This is a genomic window from uncultured Algoriphagus sp., assembly GCF_963974365.1.
Lineage (GTDB): Bacteria > Bacteroidota > Bacteroidia > Cytophagales > Cyclobacteriaceae > Algoriphagus.
Window position 1 is genome coordinate 1 of record NZ_CAXBBX010000012.1, and the last position, 16,937, is coordinate 16,937.

General features: G+C 40.2%; 19 protein-coding genes. 9 read left to right on the forward strand and 10 right to left on the reverse strand.

Going from position 1 to position 16,937, the window contains the following annotated elements; genetic code table 11:
* Nucleotides 1-189 precede the first annotated feature (189 nt).
* Complete coding sequence (locus tag AACZ87_RS16265) at nucleotides 190-915, forward strand: SH3 domain-containing protein (protein ID WP_339868749.1); 726 nt, start codon at nucleotides 190-192, stop codon at nucleotides 913-915.
* Between the two features lie 70 nt (nucleotides 916-985).
* Here AACZ87_RS16265 and AACZ87_RS16270 read toward each other — a convergent pair whose 3' ends face one another.
* Together AACZ87_RS16270 and AACZ87_RS16275 are read right to left on the reverse strand one after the other, a co-directional pair.
* Entirely contained in the window at nucleotides 986-1,480 is a 495-nt protein-coding gene (locus AACZ87_RS16270; protein WP_339868751.1) for a DUF6265 family protein, read from the reverse strand.
* A 149-nt stretch (nucleotides 1,481-1,629) separates the two neighbouring features.
* Nucleotides 1,630-1,950 (reverse strand): iron-sulfur cluster assembly accessory protein, encoded by a 321-nt coding sequence (locus tag AACZ87_RS16275; RefSeq protein ID WP_339868753.1) that lies wholly within the window; start codon nucleotides 1,948-1,950, stop codon nucleotides 1,630-1,632.
* A 110-nt stretch (nucleotides 1,951-2,060) separates the two neighbouring features.
* Between AACZ87_RS16275 and AACZ87_RS16280 the strand changes: the two genes are divergently transcribed.
* Genes AACZ87_RS16280 through AACZ87_RS16305 form a run of 6 tightly spaced genes read left to right on the forward strand, consistent with a single transcriptional unit; the run spans nucleotide 2,061 to nucleotide 6,340 of the window.
* A complete protein-coding gene (locus AACZ87_RS16280; protein ID WP_339868755.1) occupies nucleotides 2,061-2,582 on the forward strand; it encodes a hypothetical protein in 522 nt (173 codons plus the stop codon).
* A gap of 7 nt (nucleotides 2,583-2,589) precedes the next feature.
* A complete protein-coding gene (locus AACZ87_RS16285) occupies nucleotides 2,590-3,003 on the forward strand; it encodes a DUF1232 domain-containing protein (RefSeq protein ID WP_339868756.1) in 414 nt (137 codons plus the stop codon).
* Between the two features lie 31 nt (nucleotides 3,004-3,034).
* Entirely contained in the window at nucleotides 3,035-3,655 is a 621-nt protein-coding gene (locus AACZ87_RS16290; protein ID WP_339868757.1) for a thioredoxin family protein, read from the forward strand.
* Between the two features lie 5 nt (nucleotides 3,656-3,660).
* Nucleotides 3,661-4,380, forward strand: coding sequence for an NAD-dependent epimerase/dehydratase family protein (locus AACZ87_RS16295; RefSeq protein WP_339868759.1), 720 nt, complete (start codon nucleotides 3,661-3,663; stop codon nucleotides 4,378-4,380).
* The gene (gene dtd / locus AACZ87_RS16300; RefSeq protein WP_339868761.1) at nucleotides 4,377-4,829 is read left to right on the forward strand and encodes a D-aminoacyl-tRNA deacylase; all 453 of its coding nucleotides are present in this window, start codon (nucleotides 4,377-4,379) and stop codon (nucleotides 4,827-4,829) included. The genes AACZ87_RS16295 and dtd overlap by 4 nt, the downstream gene beginning before the upstream one ends.
* 38 nt (nucleotides 4,830-4,867) lie before the next feature.
* On the forward strand, nucleotides 4,868-6,340 hold the full coding sequence (locus AACZ87_RS16305) for an ATP-binding cassette domain-containing protein (RefSeq protein ID WP_339868763.1): 1,473 nt from the start codon (nucleotides 4,868-4,870) through the stop codon (nucleotides 6,338-6,340).
* 21 nt (nucleotides 6,341-6,361) lie between these two features.
* Here AACZ87_RS16305 and AACZ87_RS16310 read toward each other — a convergent pair whose 3' ends face one another.
* Nucleotides 6,362-9,064, reverse strand: coding sequence for an alginate lyase family protein (locus tag AACZ87_RS16310; protein WP_339868764.1), 2,703 nt, complete (start codon nucleotides 9,062-9,064; stop codon nucleotides 6,362-6,364).
* A gap of 44 nt (nucleotides 9,065-9,108) precedes the next feature.
* Complete coding sequence (locus AACZ87_RS16315) at nucleotides 9,109-9,393, reverse strand: RNA polymerase alpha subunit C-terminal domain-containing protein (RefSeq protein ID WP_339868766.1); 285 nt, start codon at nucleotides 9,391-9,393, stop codon at nucleotides 9,109-9,111.
* Between the two features lie 172 nt (nucleotides 9,394-9,565).
* Between AACZ87_RS16315 and AACZ87_RS16320 the strand changes: the two genes are divergently transcribed.
* On the forward strand, nucleotides 9,566-10,834 hold the full coding sequence (locus AACZ87_RS16320) for an aminotransferase class V-fold PLP-dependent enzyme (RefSeq protein ID WP_339868767.1): 1,269 nt from the start codon (nucleotides 9,566-9,568) through the stop codon (nucleotides 10,832-10,834).
* A gap of 101 nt (nucleotides 10,835-10,935) precedes the next feature.
* Here the strand turns inward: AACZ87_RS16320 and AACZ87_RS16325 are convergent, their stop codons facing one another.
* The 5 genes from AACZ87_RS16325 to AACZ87_RS16345 all read right to left on the reverse strand — a co-directional run bounded on the left by AACZ87_RS16325 (nucleotide 10,936) and on the right by AACZ87_RS16345 (nucleotide 14,833).
* Complete coding sequence (locus AACZ87_RS16325; protein ID WP_339868768.1) at nucleotides 10,936-11,316, reverse strand: DUF1801 domain-containing protein; 381 nt, start codon at nucleotides 11,314-11,316, stop codon at nucleotides 10,936-10,938.
* Nucleotides 11,317-11,327: 11 nt separating this feature from the next.
* Nucleotides 11,328-11,684, reverse strand: a complete 357-nt coding sequence (locus AACZ87_RS16330; RefSeq protein WP_283414501.1) for a helix-turn-helix domain-containing protein — start codon at nucleotides 11,682-11,684, stop codon at nucleotides 11,328-11,330.
* 1 nt (nucleotide 11,685) lies between these two features.
* Nucleotides 11,686-11,979, reverse strand: a complete 294-nt coding sequence (locus AACZ87_RS16335; RefSeq protein ID WP_339868770.1) for a type II toxin-antitoxin system HigB family toxin — start codon at nucleotides 11,977-11,979, stop codon at nucleotides 11,686-11,688.
* 55 nt (nucleotides 11,980-12,034) lie between these two features.
* Complete coding sequence (locus AACZ87_RS16340; protein WP_339868771.1) at nucleotides 12,035-13,597, reverse strand: M81 family metallopeptidase; 1,563 nt, start codon at nucleotides 13,595-13,597, stop codon at nucleotides 12,035-12,037.
* Nucleotides 13,598-13,750: 153 nt separating this feature from the next.
* The gene (locus tag AACZ87_RS16345) at nucleotides 13,751-14,833 is read right to left on the reverse strand and encodes a VanZ family protein (protein ID WP_339868773.1); all 1,083 of its coding nucleotides are present in this window, start codon (nucleotides 14,831-14,833) and stop codon (nucleotides 13,751-13,753) included.
* A 149-nt stretch (nucleotides 14,834-14,982) separates the two neighbouring features.
* Between AACZ87_RS16345 and AACZ87_RS16350 the strand changes: the two genes are divergently transcribed.
* Nucleotides 14,983-15,321, forward strand: coding sequence for a nucleotide pyrophosphohydrolase (locus AACZ87_RS16350; protein WP_283414497.1), 339 nt, complete (start codon nucleotides 14,983-14,985; stop codon nucleotides 15,319-15,321).
* 7 nt (nucleotides 15,322-15,328) lie between these two features.
* On the opposite strand, the gene AACZ87_RS16355 is transcribed toward AACZ87_RS16350, so the two are convergent.
* Nucleotides 15,329-16,807 (reverse strand): sulfatase, encoded by a 1,479-nt coding sequence (locus AACZ87_RS16355; protein ID WP_339868775.1) that lies wholly within the window; start codon nucleotides 16,805-16,807, stop codon nucleotides 15,329-15,331.
* Nucleotides 16,808-16,937: the final 130 nt, after the last annotated feature.

Below are 16,937 nucleotides of genomic sequence, written 5' to 3' on the forward strand. Positions count from 1 at the left end.
AACCCAGGACCCATACATTAAAAGTGTATTGCTCTACCAGCTGAGCTAAGGAATCATATTGCTCTGAATATTTTCAGAAATTTTAACCATAAAATGGTTACTTAAAACCTTTCAAATTGACTTCTTGGCCTTGCTTTTTGCCAGATCATTGCCGTAATTGGACTGCAAAAATAAGGGGACAAATTTTAAATGCCAAACGTGAAATCAATCTTTCTCACAAAACTTTTGATATTTTTATCGATATCGCTACAAAGTATTCATTGTCAAGCAGATGTAATTGCTCTTGAAAAAGCAGATTCTTTGTTTAATGTTCGAAGCTACAAAGAGGCGATGGAGATTTACGACTCAAACTACCAATCAGGGATTTATTCTCCGGCAATGCTGCTGAAAATGGCCTTCATATCGGAAGGGATTGGAGACAATGAACGTGCGACTCTTTATCTGAGTAAATATTATGATTTGGACCCAAATCCTCAAGCTATTACCAAGATCAAAAGCCTCACTGGACAAAGCACATTAGTTGGTTACGAGGTAAGTGATGGTCAGCGATTTTTGATATTTTTGACTGAATATCAGGATTATATTGTTGGGGCATTATCTCTTTTTCTCGTGCTCTCTATTTTAACTAGTTGGATTACGGGAAGGAAATCTGAGAAAACTCAGACATTCTGGCCTACTATTTTGCTAATCGTCTTGATTTTTGGAGCCAATAACTTTCTAAATGGGCCCCGAACAGGACTCGTCACAAGTAGCCCTACGTTCATTGTCACAAGGCCTACTGCGGGTGGAGAGCTTGTTGACATGGTTGAACCTGGGCATCGAGTGCGAATTAAATCTTCAAAAGATATTTGGTATGAAGTCGAATGGAAAAATGAAAGGGCATACATCAAAAAGGAAGATGTGACCAGACTTTAGACTAGAAATCTTCTGAATCTATTCAAATCACATTTAACGTGGGGAAATTAAAAAGGTGAGATTTTAATAGCTAAAACGCTCGTTTCACATACTTCAATTCCTCAATCGTTCGTACTCCATCTTCTGTGAGAGCGAGCCATAGGTTAATTTCATCACCTTCCCGCTTCATGGTGAGGCCGTGGAAATACACAGCGTCCTCCCCGACTTCCACTAATCGAAAAGTAGTCCACTTGTCTTTTTCTTCCCAAGGAGATAAGTCAGCATTAAAATGTTTGAGTTTTAGAGAAAAGGTGTCTCCTTCCTGCACGATATTCATGAATTCTGAAAAGACAAGTTTCCCTTCACTCCAAAACCGAAAAGTGCCAATCATATTCCCATCTACAGCTGGCATCCAAACTTCCTCACATTCACCACCAAAACCAGTTCCTGTCCAAAAACCTTCTAGCCAATGCAAGTCAGAGACATTGCCTTTTCCTGGATCTTGATCTTTTTCGAGTTGTTTCACTTGGGAAAAAGCTAGGAAGAATGTGAAAAATAAAAGGGATGTGAGGATAGACTTTTTCATTGTATCGGTTTTATGCCGGATGAATTTATTAAAAAATCCGTGGATAATCCTCAGCTAATGGAGAGCTATAGTAGTCCAGCTTTTGGAGAGGCAGGACTACTATATAAATTGCGTTCACTGCGGAAAAAATCTGTGACCACCGTGGTTAATTAGCTTTCCACATCATGTCTTTTCGGGATCTCTGGATTGACGAAAGTAAAGCCCCGTGCTTCGTCTCCTTCAAAAAAATCAATCTGCATTCCCATCAAAAACATGTAGTGCTTTTTCTCAATCAGAACAGGAATCCCTGCTAATTCAAATTTTTGATCTTCTTCCTTTGGTTTGTCAAATCCCAAGGCATAAGACATTCCGCCACATCCACCGCCTTTTACGCCTACACGTAGGTGATAATCGGCAGGGATGTTTTTATTCGCCATGATATTTTTGATCTCAGCTTCTGCCTTTTCGGTGATTTTGATTGGAATTATCATGTGGAGAAAATGGTTTTGGCAGGGAATTGGTTCGCGAGAATGCAAATTTACATTCCCTGGAAGTTTTCTAACGGGGATAATTTGTGCAAATTCGAGTTTAATCCCCAAAAATGGAATACGCAGTCGATTTATTAAAAATTCTTTTGCCAGCCGGCATCGTCCTTTATGGCATGTATCTCGTGGTCGTGTCTTTTCTTTCCAAGGAAAGAGAAAAGACACTGGTAGAACTGAAAACCCAAAATTCTCAAACAATTCTTCCAATTCGTTTACAGGCTGCCGAGCGCATTTGCCTTTTCTTAGAGCGAATTACCCCAAATAATTTGGTGAGAAGATCTAATCCTGGAGGGCTTACTTCTGGTGAATTGCATTCGCTTTTGCTAGCAGAGGTTCGTGAAGAATTCAACCATAATTTTTCCCAGCAGGTGTATTTTTCAGAAGAAACTTGGGAAGCCGTGAAACGCGCTGTGGAAGAAGTGACTACGATCATCAATCAAAGCCGACAAGTACTTAATGAGGAAGCTACCGGGCTGGATATGGCAAAGTCAATTTTTGCTCAGGCCTTGGAAAGAAAGAACGATCCCATCAGTTATGCGTTGAAACAAGTGAAATCAGAGATTCAAATTTACTTTTGATCTAACTATGGACACCTTCAAATCTAAAACTTCCGCTACTATCGATAATGCCAAAGCGCTTTTTGGCAAACAGGTAGATGCGCTCGGAAAGCAAAAGGAAAAAGTTTCCGAGCTAATCGCTGGAGTTGGAAATAAGATTTCAAGAGTTGGAGAGAACCCACGTGTCAAGAAGCTCACTGAGCCAGTTTCTGTTTTTATTCGAATGATCAAAGCGCATTTCAGTGGAGTCCACAAAATGACCAATAGCACACTTGGCTTGGTTTTATTGGCTTTGGTTTACTTTGTTTCGCCCATCGATATCATTCCAGATTTCTTAGGGTTCTTTGGCTTTGCGGATGACCTAAGTGTAGTTTTAGCTATTTATGCCAAAGTAAAAGATGAGATTGATGATTTTTTGGATTGGGAAAGAACTCAAGACTAGCCAGGTCTGTTTACCTCCAAACTCCGAATTGATGCTAGACCAACAAACACACGTGATTACGGCTGAGCTGATTTCCTCAGCTCAAAATTATTCTGAATACAGAGAGATGATCGATCGACTTCTTGCGGAAAATAAAACCACAGGTATCAATCATTCCGAAAGTTATTTGGACTACACCAAAATGAATGTGCAACGGATGAATCGCTGGGATAAAACGGCAAAGATTTCTCCAGAATTGGAAAAAGCTGTCGCCTCCATTTCTTCTGCTCAAGTATGGTTGGTAATCACTGAAGCCTGGTGTGGTGACGCAGCGCAAAGTGTACCTTTCATCGCAAAATTGGCGGCCTTGAATCCGTTGATAGATTTGAAATTTGTATTGCGGGATGAAAATCCAGAACTCATGGATGCTTACTTGACCGAAGGAGCGAGGTCAATTCCAATTTTGATAGGCTTAAGTGGGGATTTAAGCAAAGAGCTTTTTGTGTGGGGACCAAGACCTGAGTTCCTCCAGAATCGCCTGAAAGCTTATAAACTCGATCCTCAAAATATTACTTCCAAAGAATTTGCCGATGGTACACACCTTTGGTATGCACGAGATAAAAACAAAGCAATCGCTGAGGAATTGACTCCGTTGATTGCCTCAACTATATAATTTCTATGAAAATCGCACTGATTTCCGGGGCTTCAGGTCTTGTAGGCAAGGCAATTCTTCACCAGCTTTTTAAAAGTGAAGCCTACGATTACGTTTTAAGCGTTGGTCGTAGGAAACTTGCTATTAAGCAGCAGAAGCTCGTCCAGATTGAAGGCGATATGGGGAAGTTATTGGATTGGAATTGGGAGGAAAAGGTTCGCGCTCAGAGCTTGGGAGGTGAGTATAATTCACTTGTGGAGGCTTTATCAGAAAAGACTGCCGAAATTCATGCATTATCAGCTCTCGGTAGCACGATGAGCCAGGCTGGGTCTAAGGAGAAGTTTTATGCCATCGATCATGATATGGTGATTTCTTTTGCCCAGTGGGCAAAGCAATTTGGAGCATCGAAGTTTCTATATGTTTCTTCTGGGGCGGCTGATGAGAATTCTAAGTTTTTTTATATGAAAGTAAAAGGAGAAGTTGAGCGAGATTTGAAAACCTTTGCATTTGACTATTTGGGAGTTTTCAAGCCTTCACTTTTGATGGGAAACCGAAATGAGTTTAGGTTTTCGGAGAGTGCTGCTCAGGTATTGATGAAGCCGCTGATTTGGCTTAATATTTTTAAAAATATCCGTCCGATCTATGATTATCAAGTTGCTAAGGCTTTAGTGAAAACTGCGCTTACGCAAAAATCAAATTCTGTAGAAGTGATTTCCTCTGGAGAAATGCAAGAGCTAAGTAAATGATAGTAGTTATTCAAAGAGTATCTGAGGCTTGCGTTAAAATTGATGAGAAACTAAAAGCTGAAATTTCAACTGGATTGATGATTTTAGTGGGAATTGAAGAGTCAGATAATCAGGAGGATATCGCTTGGCTTTCAAAAAAAATCGTTAATCTCCGCATATTTCCAGATGAAAATGAAGTGATGAATAAGAGCTTGCTGGATATCAACGGAGAGATTTTGTTGATATCGCAGTTTACACTTCATGCCAGCACAAAAAAGGGGAATCGACCTTCTTACATAAAAGCTGCGAGACCGGATATTGCCATACCATTGTATGAGCAGATGATCCAAACATTAGAAGCAGACTTGGGAAAGTCAATAGGCACTGGAGAATTCGGAGCTGATATGAAAGTAGCCCTTGTAAATGATGGTCCGGTGACTATTCTAATTGACAGTAAGAATCGGGTGTAATTACTTCCTGAATTTTCCAATTTTATAATCTTCCAATTTTGCAATCTTTACTCCAAATCCATTCTGCCCAAGTTCTTACCAAAGGGAAGCAAGTTTTTGAATCTCTGGATTTCAAATGGGAAGAAGGTCAGCAATGGGCAATCATTGGTACTTCTGGGGCAGATATGACTGCTTTTATTGAAACCATTCGAGGTAATTGCGTGATTCCAATAGGGGAGATCAATCGACCTTTTGCACAGGAATATACGGAGAGGAAAACCAATTCCGGTGAGATCAATTCTTTCCGAGACCTGATAGCCTACGTTTCTCAGCGCTACGAAATTCGCAATAAATCCAATCAGCAAAACTTCTATTTTCAGCAGCGATTCAACTCATCAGAATCTGAAGATACAGCCACTGTTCGGGAATATTTATTGGAAGTAAAAGCAAAAGTTGAAGGGCCTTGGACCTTGGAAAATGTATCTGAATTATTGCATTTGGAGAAGTTGCTGGATAAGTCTGTGCTCTTGCTTTCCAATGGGGAAACCCGACGATTGGCGCTAGGCCTGGGGCTTATGCGTCAGCCGAAAATCTACCTGATGGATCAGCCCATGACTGGTTTGGATGTCAAAAGCAGGGCAGAGTTTGGGGAGATTTTAAAAGTTATAATTTCCAAAGGTGTGCAGGTATTGTTGACTACTTCAGCAAATGAAATCCCTGAAGGAATTACTCATGTAGCCAAATTAAGTGGAAAAGGGATAGAGAATGTGTGGGAAGTAGCTGACTTTCATTTGACCGCCAAACATGAGCAAAATCTTGCTTACGATTGGGGATTATTAGATTCCTTGCTACCAAAAAGACCTAAGGAAAATACAGAAATAATTCGTCTGGAAAACCTCCATATCAAATACGGAGAAAAGCAGATTTTGACAAACCTCAACTGGGAGGTGAGGTCAGGAGAGCGTTGGTTATTGAAAGGCTCCAATGGTTCTGGGAAATCTACCTTGATCAGTTTGTTGGTTGGAGAGAACCCCCAGGCGTATTCTCAAAATCTATGGCTCTTTGGGCGGAAACGAGGAACTGGAGAGAGTATTTGGGATGTGAAGCGGCCTACTGGTTTTGTAGCCCCTGAGCTTAGCCGATTTTTTCCTGCCAATCAAACTTGCCGAAAAGTCATCCTTTCGGGGCTTTTTGATACAATGGGCTTATATAAAAAAGTAACAGCCGAGCAGGAAGCATTGGCTGAATCTTGGATAAAGCTTTTTCATTTGGAGGCTTTTTCAAGTATCGTGATTAACCGACTTTCTCTGGAAAACCAACGTTGGACATTACTGGCCAGAGCGTTGATAAAGCAACCCAAACTGCTTATTCTCGATGAGGCTTCACAAGGAATGGATGAGTTTCAGCGAAGACTTTTCAAAGATACGGTGCAGCAAATTTGTGAGCGAAGCTCTATCACTGTTATTTATGTTAGCCACTACGCTGAGGATGTGCCGGAGGCTGTTGAGAAGGTGATTGAGCTGGGTGGGTGAGTTAATGTCATTTAGTATGATTTAATGTATCTCAACCTTTACCTCCTTAAACATCACCTCATTATTACTGATTCTCAAATCCTTTCCACTTGTAGTGGTTACATTCTTAAGGCTAACTTCTTTGGTTAAGACATAAGGAAACTTTTCTTCGTAGGAATCATCTGTTCTTTCGGAATTGAAATTCCCGAAAATAGCGGGGCCTTGGTAATCATCAGGATGATTGGAGTCGTCAATTTTTAGGTTTTCGATAATGATTTGCTCAGGCATATAAGAGGTATAGCCGAAATCATGCTGACCGGAATTATAGCCATTGATCAGTGAAGCACTGTAGCTATTACCTCCATTTGGAATGAATTTACTGTTGCGGATAATTAATTTTCCCTCCCATGTGCTGCCATAGTCGGAGCGAAGATTGATTAGACTTCTTCCTCTAATAGTGGAGTTTTCTACAGTGAATGTCCCAGTTCCGATTGCATTAATTCCCATGTGCCCTAGCGTAGAGTTTCGGATGGTGGCATTGGCAACGCCCATGTGAGCATCGAAACGGGAAAAGACGCATTTATCGAAAAGCAGATTCTTAGAGTAATTTGATCCCATTATTCCCCAATAAACATTGTTATCGATGTCATTTGTTTGAGTACAATTGACAAAAGCTACATTCAGAGCTCGGTTCACTATGATGTCATAGGTTCCCATAGTTACAGGTTTTCCCGCATTTCCTATGGTTGAGTAGGTTTTATGCCCCGTCAAAATGGTGTTTCTAACGGTTACGTTTGTGCAGTTGGATATATTTAGAAATCCACTGTATGGGGCTCCTTGATTTCCTTCTTCAATGACGCGATGCTCCAATGAATCCACAATAACATTGGATCGCTGTATGGAGATATTTCGGCTGTAATAGTTGTATTTCGATTCCTCCTGATTGGCAATGGTGGTAAAAAATCCTCCGGAAATAGTCAGGGTTTTCTCATCAATGGGAAGAGCTGTGATCTCAGTGATTTGCTCAAAATCCCAAATAATAGGAGCATCCTGATCCACATTTCCATTTTTGTCTACTAGAAAAATATCTGTTTGGGGAGCGCCATTGTTTTGATTTAGCCCATATCGGATATACCGCATCTTGTTGGAATTGGTGACAGTGATCAACGTAGAACCTGGCAAAGTGATGTCAATTTTCTCCTGATTTCTCTTAAGTGAAGTGATGCCATCAAGTTTATAAGATTCTAGGCTTGAGCTGACCAAGAAAACGGGTGAAGTTCTATTTTCCACATTTCTATCGTCAATCAAGAAGGATGCTGTACCAAAGTCGGTATCAGTTTGGATGATGGCTGTACGAGCCTTTCCTCCAATGTAATAGCTTGCTCCATCATCCGCTATCACGTTTAAATCATGTTCATTGGCGAATTCATGCGCATCGATGATTGCCTGCATGTCATCGGTTTTGCCATCTCCTTTGGCCCCAAAGTCACTGTAATTCACTACTCCAGAAGCTATTATTTTTGCGGCTGCATCCGAAATTAATTTAGCGTCTAACTTCCCAATGGTTTCTTTTTCTTGATCAGAAAGCCAAAGCATAGGGAATCGAACCGGCATATTTCGAATGATTTCTGGAGTATCAAAATCAGCATCAAGTGAATTCCATAGCTCAAGGTATTTTTCCTGACCATAAGCAAGTCCTCCGAAAAGCAGAAAAGTATGTCGAACAGGCCATTTGTCCCAGTACATCACATCTTTTTGGTAGGGCCAGGAATCCTTGTTTTCCACAAAAGGGTAGAGGAATGAAATCCCGTTTTCCAACGATTTCCCGTCTGCTGTTTGGTAGCTAAATAGGTTTTCGGAATCGTCAGCATACACTTGACAAAGCGTTGCCATGGCATCTAAAGTGAAAAGGGAATACCCATAGGGTTTGGTACGCTTGAGTTCCAGTGGGAAACTTCCATCTGCCGCCATTTGATCTGGTAGGAGTACAGTTTTATACATTTCCTTGCAGTATTCCAGCACTTCTTCATTTCCTACAAGCTCCGCAAAAACGACTGCCTGCATTGCCCAGCACACACTGTGATTGTTTCCATGATCACGCTCATCTATCCCGTATGGATGAGTAGTTATCCAATTCAAATATTCCGAAAACCAGTCTTTCATCTGTTGAATTTCCGATTCATCAATCACAGCTGATTCTTCCACTGATTCAATCGCTTTGGCCACTTCCATGAGTTGAATGGTGTCGATGATGCCTATTCCCCGACCCGTAACTTTTCCTGTGATGGCTTGAGCATAAAGCAAGTTTGGATTCATCTTCGTGGCTTCGTCTATAAACCAAGCTTTCAGATGTGGAGCCAAAGCTGTCACGTATTTATCATGTTTGGTTACTAAATAGGCCGAGGCAAGAGCACCAGAAATCTGGCTGAAGCGAATCATCGCTTCACGATGTGCTGTGAAATTGTCAGGATTGGTCAGGCCATCACGCTGAATATATGGTCCATCTGGATTGTCTGGGTCTGGCCACCAATAATCTCCTTCTGAATAGAAATCATGTATCCCGCCTGCAGATCTTGGGCTACTTTCTGCCGTGACTGTAATTGGTTTTTCGCTAGCATATTTGTCTGCTAGTTGAATAACCCTTGCTCGTTCTTTTGCGAGATAGTCAGTTTCCGTAATCTCAGGTTTCGACTGATTAAAAAGTAAGCTGAATGCAAAAAGCAGAAAAAGGATGTACTGAATCATTTCGGGTTTTAGGGATAATTGTAACGAGAACTTTAAAATGCAATTTAATCCGGGGTTTTGAAAGTCAACCCCTTTTTCTCCATGGCATCTTTTAGTTTTGGAATAGAGCTTTTTCCCATACCATGAAGAGAGAGGATTTCTTTTTCGGTAAATGTGCCTAGCTTTTCTAGGGTGTCAATTTGCATTGACTCTAGTGCCCTTCGAGCTGGAGCTGGCAGTTTGGATAAAAAGCCTTCTGTGGGTTTTCTATCCTTTTCACAGATCGGGCATGTGGGGCAATCGCTGGTTTTATAGAATTGATGACCTTTGTCACAAGTTTTAAGTGGCATATCGTACTGTTTTTTTACAAGTAAAACCCTACTTTATTTTTTCTCAATAGTAAACTGGTTTTTTCTAGGGGAATGAACGTATTCCGACCAACCTAATTATTGACTCGCTAGTAGCATTTTCTTTGAATTATTGGAGATCATTTCCTAACTCATAAAGATAGCCACCGACCTTATGAATAGTAGAAGATCATTTATCCAGAAACTCAGTGCAGGAATAGCGATTCCAGGCTTGGTTTCATTCAAATCTCCAGAGGAAACCTCTCCGAAATCTATTAACCCTTCTTTGGTAGGTGAAGAATTCTGGGCTGAGCTCAGAAAGAAATTTCCTCTGAAGGACAGTGGAGTTTACTTAAATAATGGCACTTTTGGGCCTTCACCTCAAGTGGTTTTGGATGCTTTACAAAATTCCTTTGTTGACACTAATACATCTGGTGAATATGGTCATATAGAGCCAGAACGTGAGAAATTGGCAGCTTTTGTGGGAATCAAAACTTCTGAGATTTCTCTTACTCATAATACAACTGAGGGGATTAATATTATGTGTTGGGGTCTTCCCCTGAAGGCAGGAGATGAAGTGATTATCACCTTACATGAACATGTGGGAAATGCGTTGCCTTGGTTGAACCGGGCAAAATTGCATGGGATAGTATTAAAGCCTTTTGAACCCAAAGCTACTCAAGCTGAGAATCTGGAATTGATTAAAAGCTTGGTGACTTCTAAAACCAAGGTGATTGCAATTCCTCACATCACGTGCACAACTGGGTTAGTTTTTCCAATCAAAGAAATTTCAGCTTTCGCTAGAAGTAAAGGAATATTTACAGCTATTGATGGTGCCCATGGAGCAGGCACTTTCGATCTTGATCTTCATGAATTGGGCTGTGATATGTATGCAAGCAGTTACCATAAGTGGGTTTTGGGTCCAAACGGAACTGGTTTTCTGTATGTTAGAGAGGGTGTTTTGGACCAAGTGCAGGCCTATCAAGTAGGTGCATATTCTGATTTAGGTTGGGATTTGTACCAGAATCCACCAGAGTTCAAGGGATATGTACCAACAGCCCATCGTTTTGACTATGGAAGTCAGAGTTTGCCGATGATGCGAGGAGCCGTGGCGGCTGCTGAATTTCAGGAAGAAATAGGGAAAGAGAAAGTAAAAGCAAGAATTAAGGAGCTAAATCAATTCTTGTTTGATGGGCTATCAGAGATGGGATCTATGCTAGATATATTAAGTCCTGCGGAACCCGAATCCCGAATCAGTATGGTTACTTTCAAACCTAAGAAAATGAACTACCAAGAGGCTGCTGGTTTAATAAGTAAAGAAGGTTTTAGAATTCGCCAAGTTCCAGAAAGTAAGCTGGATGCAATTCGGATTTCAGCTCATATTTATAATAGTAAGGCTGAAATAGATAGTTTTCTTGATGCGACTAAAATGGTGTTGGGTTAAGATTCTGGTTTTTAACAACAAAGTCCTCAAAGGTCAAGCAAAGAACACAAATCTTTTAAGGCAGCTTATGGTCAGGATGAGCCAAATTGAACCCTAATAATTCACTTCTTTTTCATCTTGAATTCTGCTTTAGCCCCTGCTTCGGCGGCTCTAAATTGTGAGATAGCAGCGATCAATTCCAAGGGCAGTGGTTTGTTTAGAGGGAATTGGATAGCTCCTTTGGAAGTTACAAAACCTTCCAGTTCTTTCTTGAATTCGCTCACACCGCTGTTAGTTGGATAAAAACCAATGTGTTTTTTCGCCGCGGCAAAGTAAACCAGCACTTCTGTGGTTTTGTAAGCCGGCATACTATAACTGATGACTTCTTTTGCTTTTGGAATAGCTTTTTGGATGGTCTCACGCATTTGTTCAAGCTTCTCACGCACTTCCGGAGAGAACCAGCTAAGATATTCCTCAACTGAGGATGGTTTTGCATTCATCATGAGAATTCAAATCAGTATTCTTTAACTAGAATTTCAGTAGGGATATTTAGTTTAGAACTTAAATTTCTAATCATTTCTAAAGTCAATTTTCTTTTCTTATTAAGAATTTCACTTACGCGGCTTTTGAGTCCAACTACCTCCGCCAAATCTTTTTGTTTCAAACCCATTTGCTCCATTCTGAATTTGATTGCTTCAATGGGGTCTGGTAAATCTATGGGGTAATGAGTTTCTTCATAATTTTCTATTAGAATAGTCAGAATTTCTGATTCATCCCCTTCAGGAGTTCCTTTTTTAGAATCAAAAATTAGCTCAAGTCTATCCAAAGCATTTTGATAATCTTCTTCATTTCTGATAGGTGAGATATCCATTTTAAATTTCGTTTGCGTTTATTTTATCGTATTCTGCGTGAGTCCCTATAAACCGAATCCAGCAACGTTGATGTTCAAAACTGAATTTCACAATTAAACGGTATTTGTTTCCTTTGATATTAAAAACAATTCTACCTTCTTTTAAAATGCTAGCACTAGGATAATCTACCTTTAAATCATTAATAGAGGAATAAGAAGATTTAGCAATTTCATGATACCAAGCATTTAGTTGCTGTTCACAATCATTGTGAATTTCCCAGTATTCTCTAAGCGTTTTTCTGGCGATTATTCTCATTATCAGTCCTCTTGCAAAAGTAAAGAAATAAAGGAAAAGTTCCCAATATGGGAATTTATTTTTTTAGCTCATCCGCAGCAGGGACCAACTTAGCTTTCAAATCCGGGTCTGCCATATCCTTATCTAGAGGGAACATTGGGCGATTAATACGCTTATAGCCTAGTCGCTCCAAATCCTGATCAACTCCGCCCGGTGTCAAGGCCATAATCCAGTCTGCTCTCATATCATAGAGCTCAGGTACTAGATATCCGATTTTCACCACTACTATATCTGCTTCCCTTGGCTTCAAACCAAGATCTGTAAAATCACTTTCATTGTGATAAGGTTTGCGCTTTTTAGTGACGATCACATGAACGGAACCAACTTTCACCACTACTTCTACTTCTGCAGCTCCGTCTCCTTCTTTGATTGCTTCCACAGTTCCTTTGAGCATAATAGGTGGTGCAAATCGATCATCGATTGCGGCACCAGCTGTTCCTTCTACTTTTCCTCCCACTCCTGCGGCGATGGCTTTCTCCACCAACTCAGGGCCTGGGATAGAAGCATAAATCAATGTAGGGCCATTTTCAGATTTGAACTCTGGGCGCATCAGGATTTCTGTCAAAGTCCAAGTCACATCTCCAGCCCCGCCAGCTGTTGGGTTGTCACCCATATCAGAAATCATGAAAGGCTTTTTGTCAGAGGCGATCGCCATATCCAAACTCTCCTTCAATGATGCAACAGGCGCTACAAATTCAAATTCATTCCGCACGTCCCAAAAGCTTTGTGCCAATTCTTCCGCGGACTCTTTCACTGCTTTTTCATCATCACCTGTCACCATTACCACTGCATGATTTCTAGACTCATCTGCCCAAGCATAACCTATCCAAATAGCCGCATCGATCACGCCTTCTTTTTTAGTCATAGGATCTACTTTTGCATAAAGGCTTTTCCCTGGATCAATTCTGGTACTTGTTTTTTCGCCAGGAAGCAAAATTGGGACAGGAATCCAAGCCTTGAAGCCTGGCTTTCCTTTGCCACTTTCCAAGCGATCAAGCATGTTCTCAACTGCTCTTTGCTTTGATTCTAAAGCATCCTCATGTGGAGCCATTCTGTAGCAAGTAATCAAATCTGTGTTTTCCGCCAATCTCCAAGAAACATTTCCATGTAAATCCATAGAGGTGGAAATCAAGGTTTCTGGTCCAACCACATCACGCACGCGAATGATGAAATCACCTTCCGGATCATCCAAACCAACAACGCTCATCGCTCCGTGAATATCGAAGAAAAGCCCATCGTAGGGGAGATTTTCTTTAAGCATTTCCAGGGTTTTGCCCACGAGCTCTTCGTAAGCTTCTCTAGTAACAATACCGCCGGGAATGGCATGTCCACGTAGAGTTGGGAACCACTCAGCTCTTCCTCGATCTGCTGAAGCTGAATCCAAGAAAGGGTAATAGTTGAAAATATCGTTTCCTTCTCTAGTTCGGAATGCTGCCACATCACTAGTTGCTGGAGAAAAAGTACTGGACTCAATAGCCAATCCTGCGATGGCTATCCGAGGAAGAGTTTTTGATTCCTCTTTTGTAGAGCAAGAAATGCAAACTAAAATAGTGAAAACTAATGCGATATAATTTTTCATAGCTGATGGCTAATTATTGTTTCAAGTGAATAGACTAATGCCCATACCAGCTTTCAATTTAAACTAACATCGCGAAACATTCCATAAAAATTTTAAGGAATGGTATTTTCTTAACTTTAAAAAATTCAAAAAGGAGAACTTTTTATTCTTACACTATTTAGCAAGCACCTGTGTAGTGTGTGCAAATCTATCTAGCCAACCACGATGATCTTTTCTAATAAATGTGACCATGACCGTACCGAAAAACCAAATTGCTAAAAATAGGAGATAAAGAAATAGATAAAGTTTATCGTCAAATCTGGTGTCGATAAGGAATTTGGATACTTCCCCGACTAGAAATGGAAGTATCAAAAAGATTCCATAACGAGCTATCAGGTCCTTGTAAGTCAACGGAAGACCGTCCATTCTGACGATTCGAATTCCTAGTAGTCTTTTTCCTAATGTTTGCCCTTTCGTGATTTTACTGAAGAAAATAAAGTAGCTAAAAATCAATCCAACTTTTAAGATGGATAGCAGCCAAACATAATTAGTAAGCCCTTCAATTAGGTATGCAGTAATTAAAATTACCAATAGAGAGTCCAGAAAGATTGCCAAAAAACGCTGTGTCAAGGTGACATTGCTGCGATTCACAAGTGGTATACTGGAGATATTAGGAAGAACATCTGAGTATCGGGCAATTACAAAACCTATTAAACACCCAAATGTATTGGTGATCAGATCATCCACCTCAAAATGGCGGAATCTGCACGGATACAATCCGTAAATAGCAGTGAGCTGGGTGACTTCGTAGAATAGTGAAGTCAGAAATCCTATCAAGGTAACTAGCCATGCATTCTTAAGTTGGAACAAATACCTGAGAAAGAACCCAAGCGGCATCAGCAGTAATACATTGAAGGCGGTTACCTTAAAGGTGGTACTTTTCACTATACTGAAAAGGGAAATGTTTCCCTGAACCTCTCTGAATGTATCTTTTACAAATCTGAATGGGAAATAGCTGGGGATAAATCTCCCTGATCTTACTTCGCAGAAATCAGGAGTTATTTCCGGTAAGGGAAGCAATGTCAAAAAGAACGCTGTCATGGAGTAAAATCCAAAAACATAAAACACTAAGCTTCTGTTGAATTGGACATAGCCTATTTTCTTGTATTGAAAATAAGCATATGGCACAAAACTCAAAACTGCTGCTAGTGGGAAATAGAGGATAGATGTTCTAATAGCCTCAAAATATTGATTCATGCAATCGGTTTTAGCTTCACTGGAGGTATTATAGCTTTTCAGTACTATTCTGAAAAATATATTAATTATCAATAACTGATCCTTTTCTCTGAAAAATGACCTGCCAGTGCATCAATAGATTGTTAATTTTGGCTAAACCTAAATCATTTATGAAAGAGGAAATCACTATAAAAGAGGCGCAAGAGCAAGTGGATCAATGGATCAAGACAGTTGGCGTTCGCTATTTCAATGAGCTTACTAACATGACTATTTTAATGGAAGAAGTGGGGGAGTTGGCTAGAATCATGTCAAGGACTTACGGAGAGCAATCTTTCAAGGAATCTGACAAAGGAAAAGATCTAGGCGATGAAATGGCAGATGTGCTTTGGGTGTTGATCTGTCTCGCCAATCAAACGGGGGTTGACCTTACTGAGGCAATGAAGAAGAACTTCGAAAAGAAGAATATTCGTGATATCGATCGACATAAGAATAACGAGAAGTTGAAGTAAGGAAACCTTACTTTTTATCGTAAAGTCCAGTATTTCCTTCTTCCAATATAGGCATCAAATTCGCCACGAGTTCGGGGTTTCCCGCTGCTATATTGATAGATTCTAATGGGTCTGTTTGATGATCATAAAGCTCAATTGTCGGCTCAGCTTCTCTAAAATATTTAGTCAGTCTATAGCGGTCTGTCCGCATCGATATTCCATTATGATAATAAGAATAAGCTACATTTCCTTTTTGAGAATTTTTGGAATTTAATAGAGAGGCAAAACTTTCTCCATCCAGATTATTCGGCTTTTCCACGCCTACTAATTCCATCAAAGTTGGGTAAATATCAACAGACTCGACTATAGAATTATCAATTTTACTAACCTTAGAACCCGGGATTTTAAAGATCAGCGCTGAATTTAAAGCATTTTCGAAAAGTGTATGCTTGCCCCAAATTTGCTGCTCTCCTAAATGCCAACCATGATCTCCCCAGACGATTACGATTGTATTTTGATCCAATTCTAAAGCTTTCAATTCATTCAGAATCAACCCTATCTGAGCATCCGAATAGCTAGCTGCTGCATAATATGCATGCTTGATTTTTCGAGCGTATTCATTTGATAATACATGGTCCAACCCAGCTTTTTCCTCACCCAATTCGTAGCCATTGAATTCACCACTTTCCTGTAGGCTAGCGTTTGCGACATGTTGTGGTTTCTCAGGGTTTTTGGCAAGTGGAATTTTATCCTCATCATAAAGATCCCAATATTTTTTTGGAGCGGTAAAAGGCAAATGTGGTTTGAAGAAACCTACTCCCAAGAAAAAAGGTTGGGAGCTGTCTTTTAGTTCTCTAAGTTTTTTGATCGCTAATTGAGCTGTCAGTCCATCTGGATAACCCAAGTCATCCACATCACCAGCTTCATATGGTTTGACTTGTTTTTTCATGCTTTGGCGATTTTCTCCATCTGCATATCCAAAGAATGCATTCCAACCAGTTTCCCATTTCCCTGCGTCAAAAAGGAATTCATCCCAACTATAAGGCAGTTCTTTTATATCAGAAACTTCCTCTTCGTACCCATAAACAAAGCCATCAGCAGAGTGGGAAATTTTGCCCAATCCTATGGTGTAATATCCATTTCTTCTCAAGTGATGAACAAAAGTTTCAGGTATTTCTCCTTCTGGTTTTTTGGGAAATTCATCCTGCATGATGTTGTTACCTAGTTCTGCGGTTCGGCTTGGTCTTTTACCTGTCAGAAAAGCAGCACGGGAAGCTCCACAAGTTGGGACTTGGACAAAATGCTTGGTAAAACTTACACCTTCAGCAGCGAGCTTGTCAAGGTTGGGAGTGATGATGCTGCTATTTTCAAAATGCCCTAATTCTGATCGAAGATCGTCTACAGCGATGAAAAGTACATTTGGTCTATTTACTTGTGCAAAACTCGGAATAATAATTAATCCTAGTAAAGCAATAAGAAATGTATGTTTTAAAAATCTGTATGCCATTTACTGCTATGTTTTCAACCAGTCAATCTAGGGCATTTGCTGTCAAGATAAAAGTAGAATTTGATTGATTGGGTTTTATAGAGCTAGGAAGAAAAGAGAGAAAAGAATAAGAGCTGGAGATTAATATTCC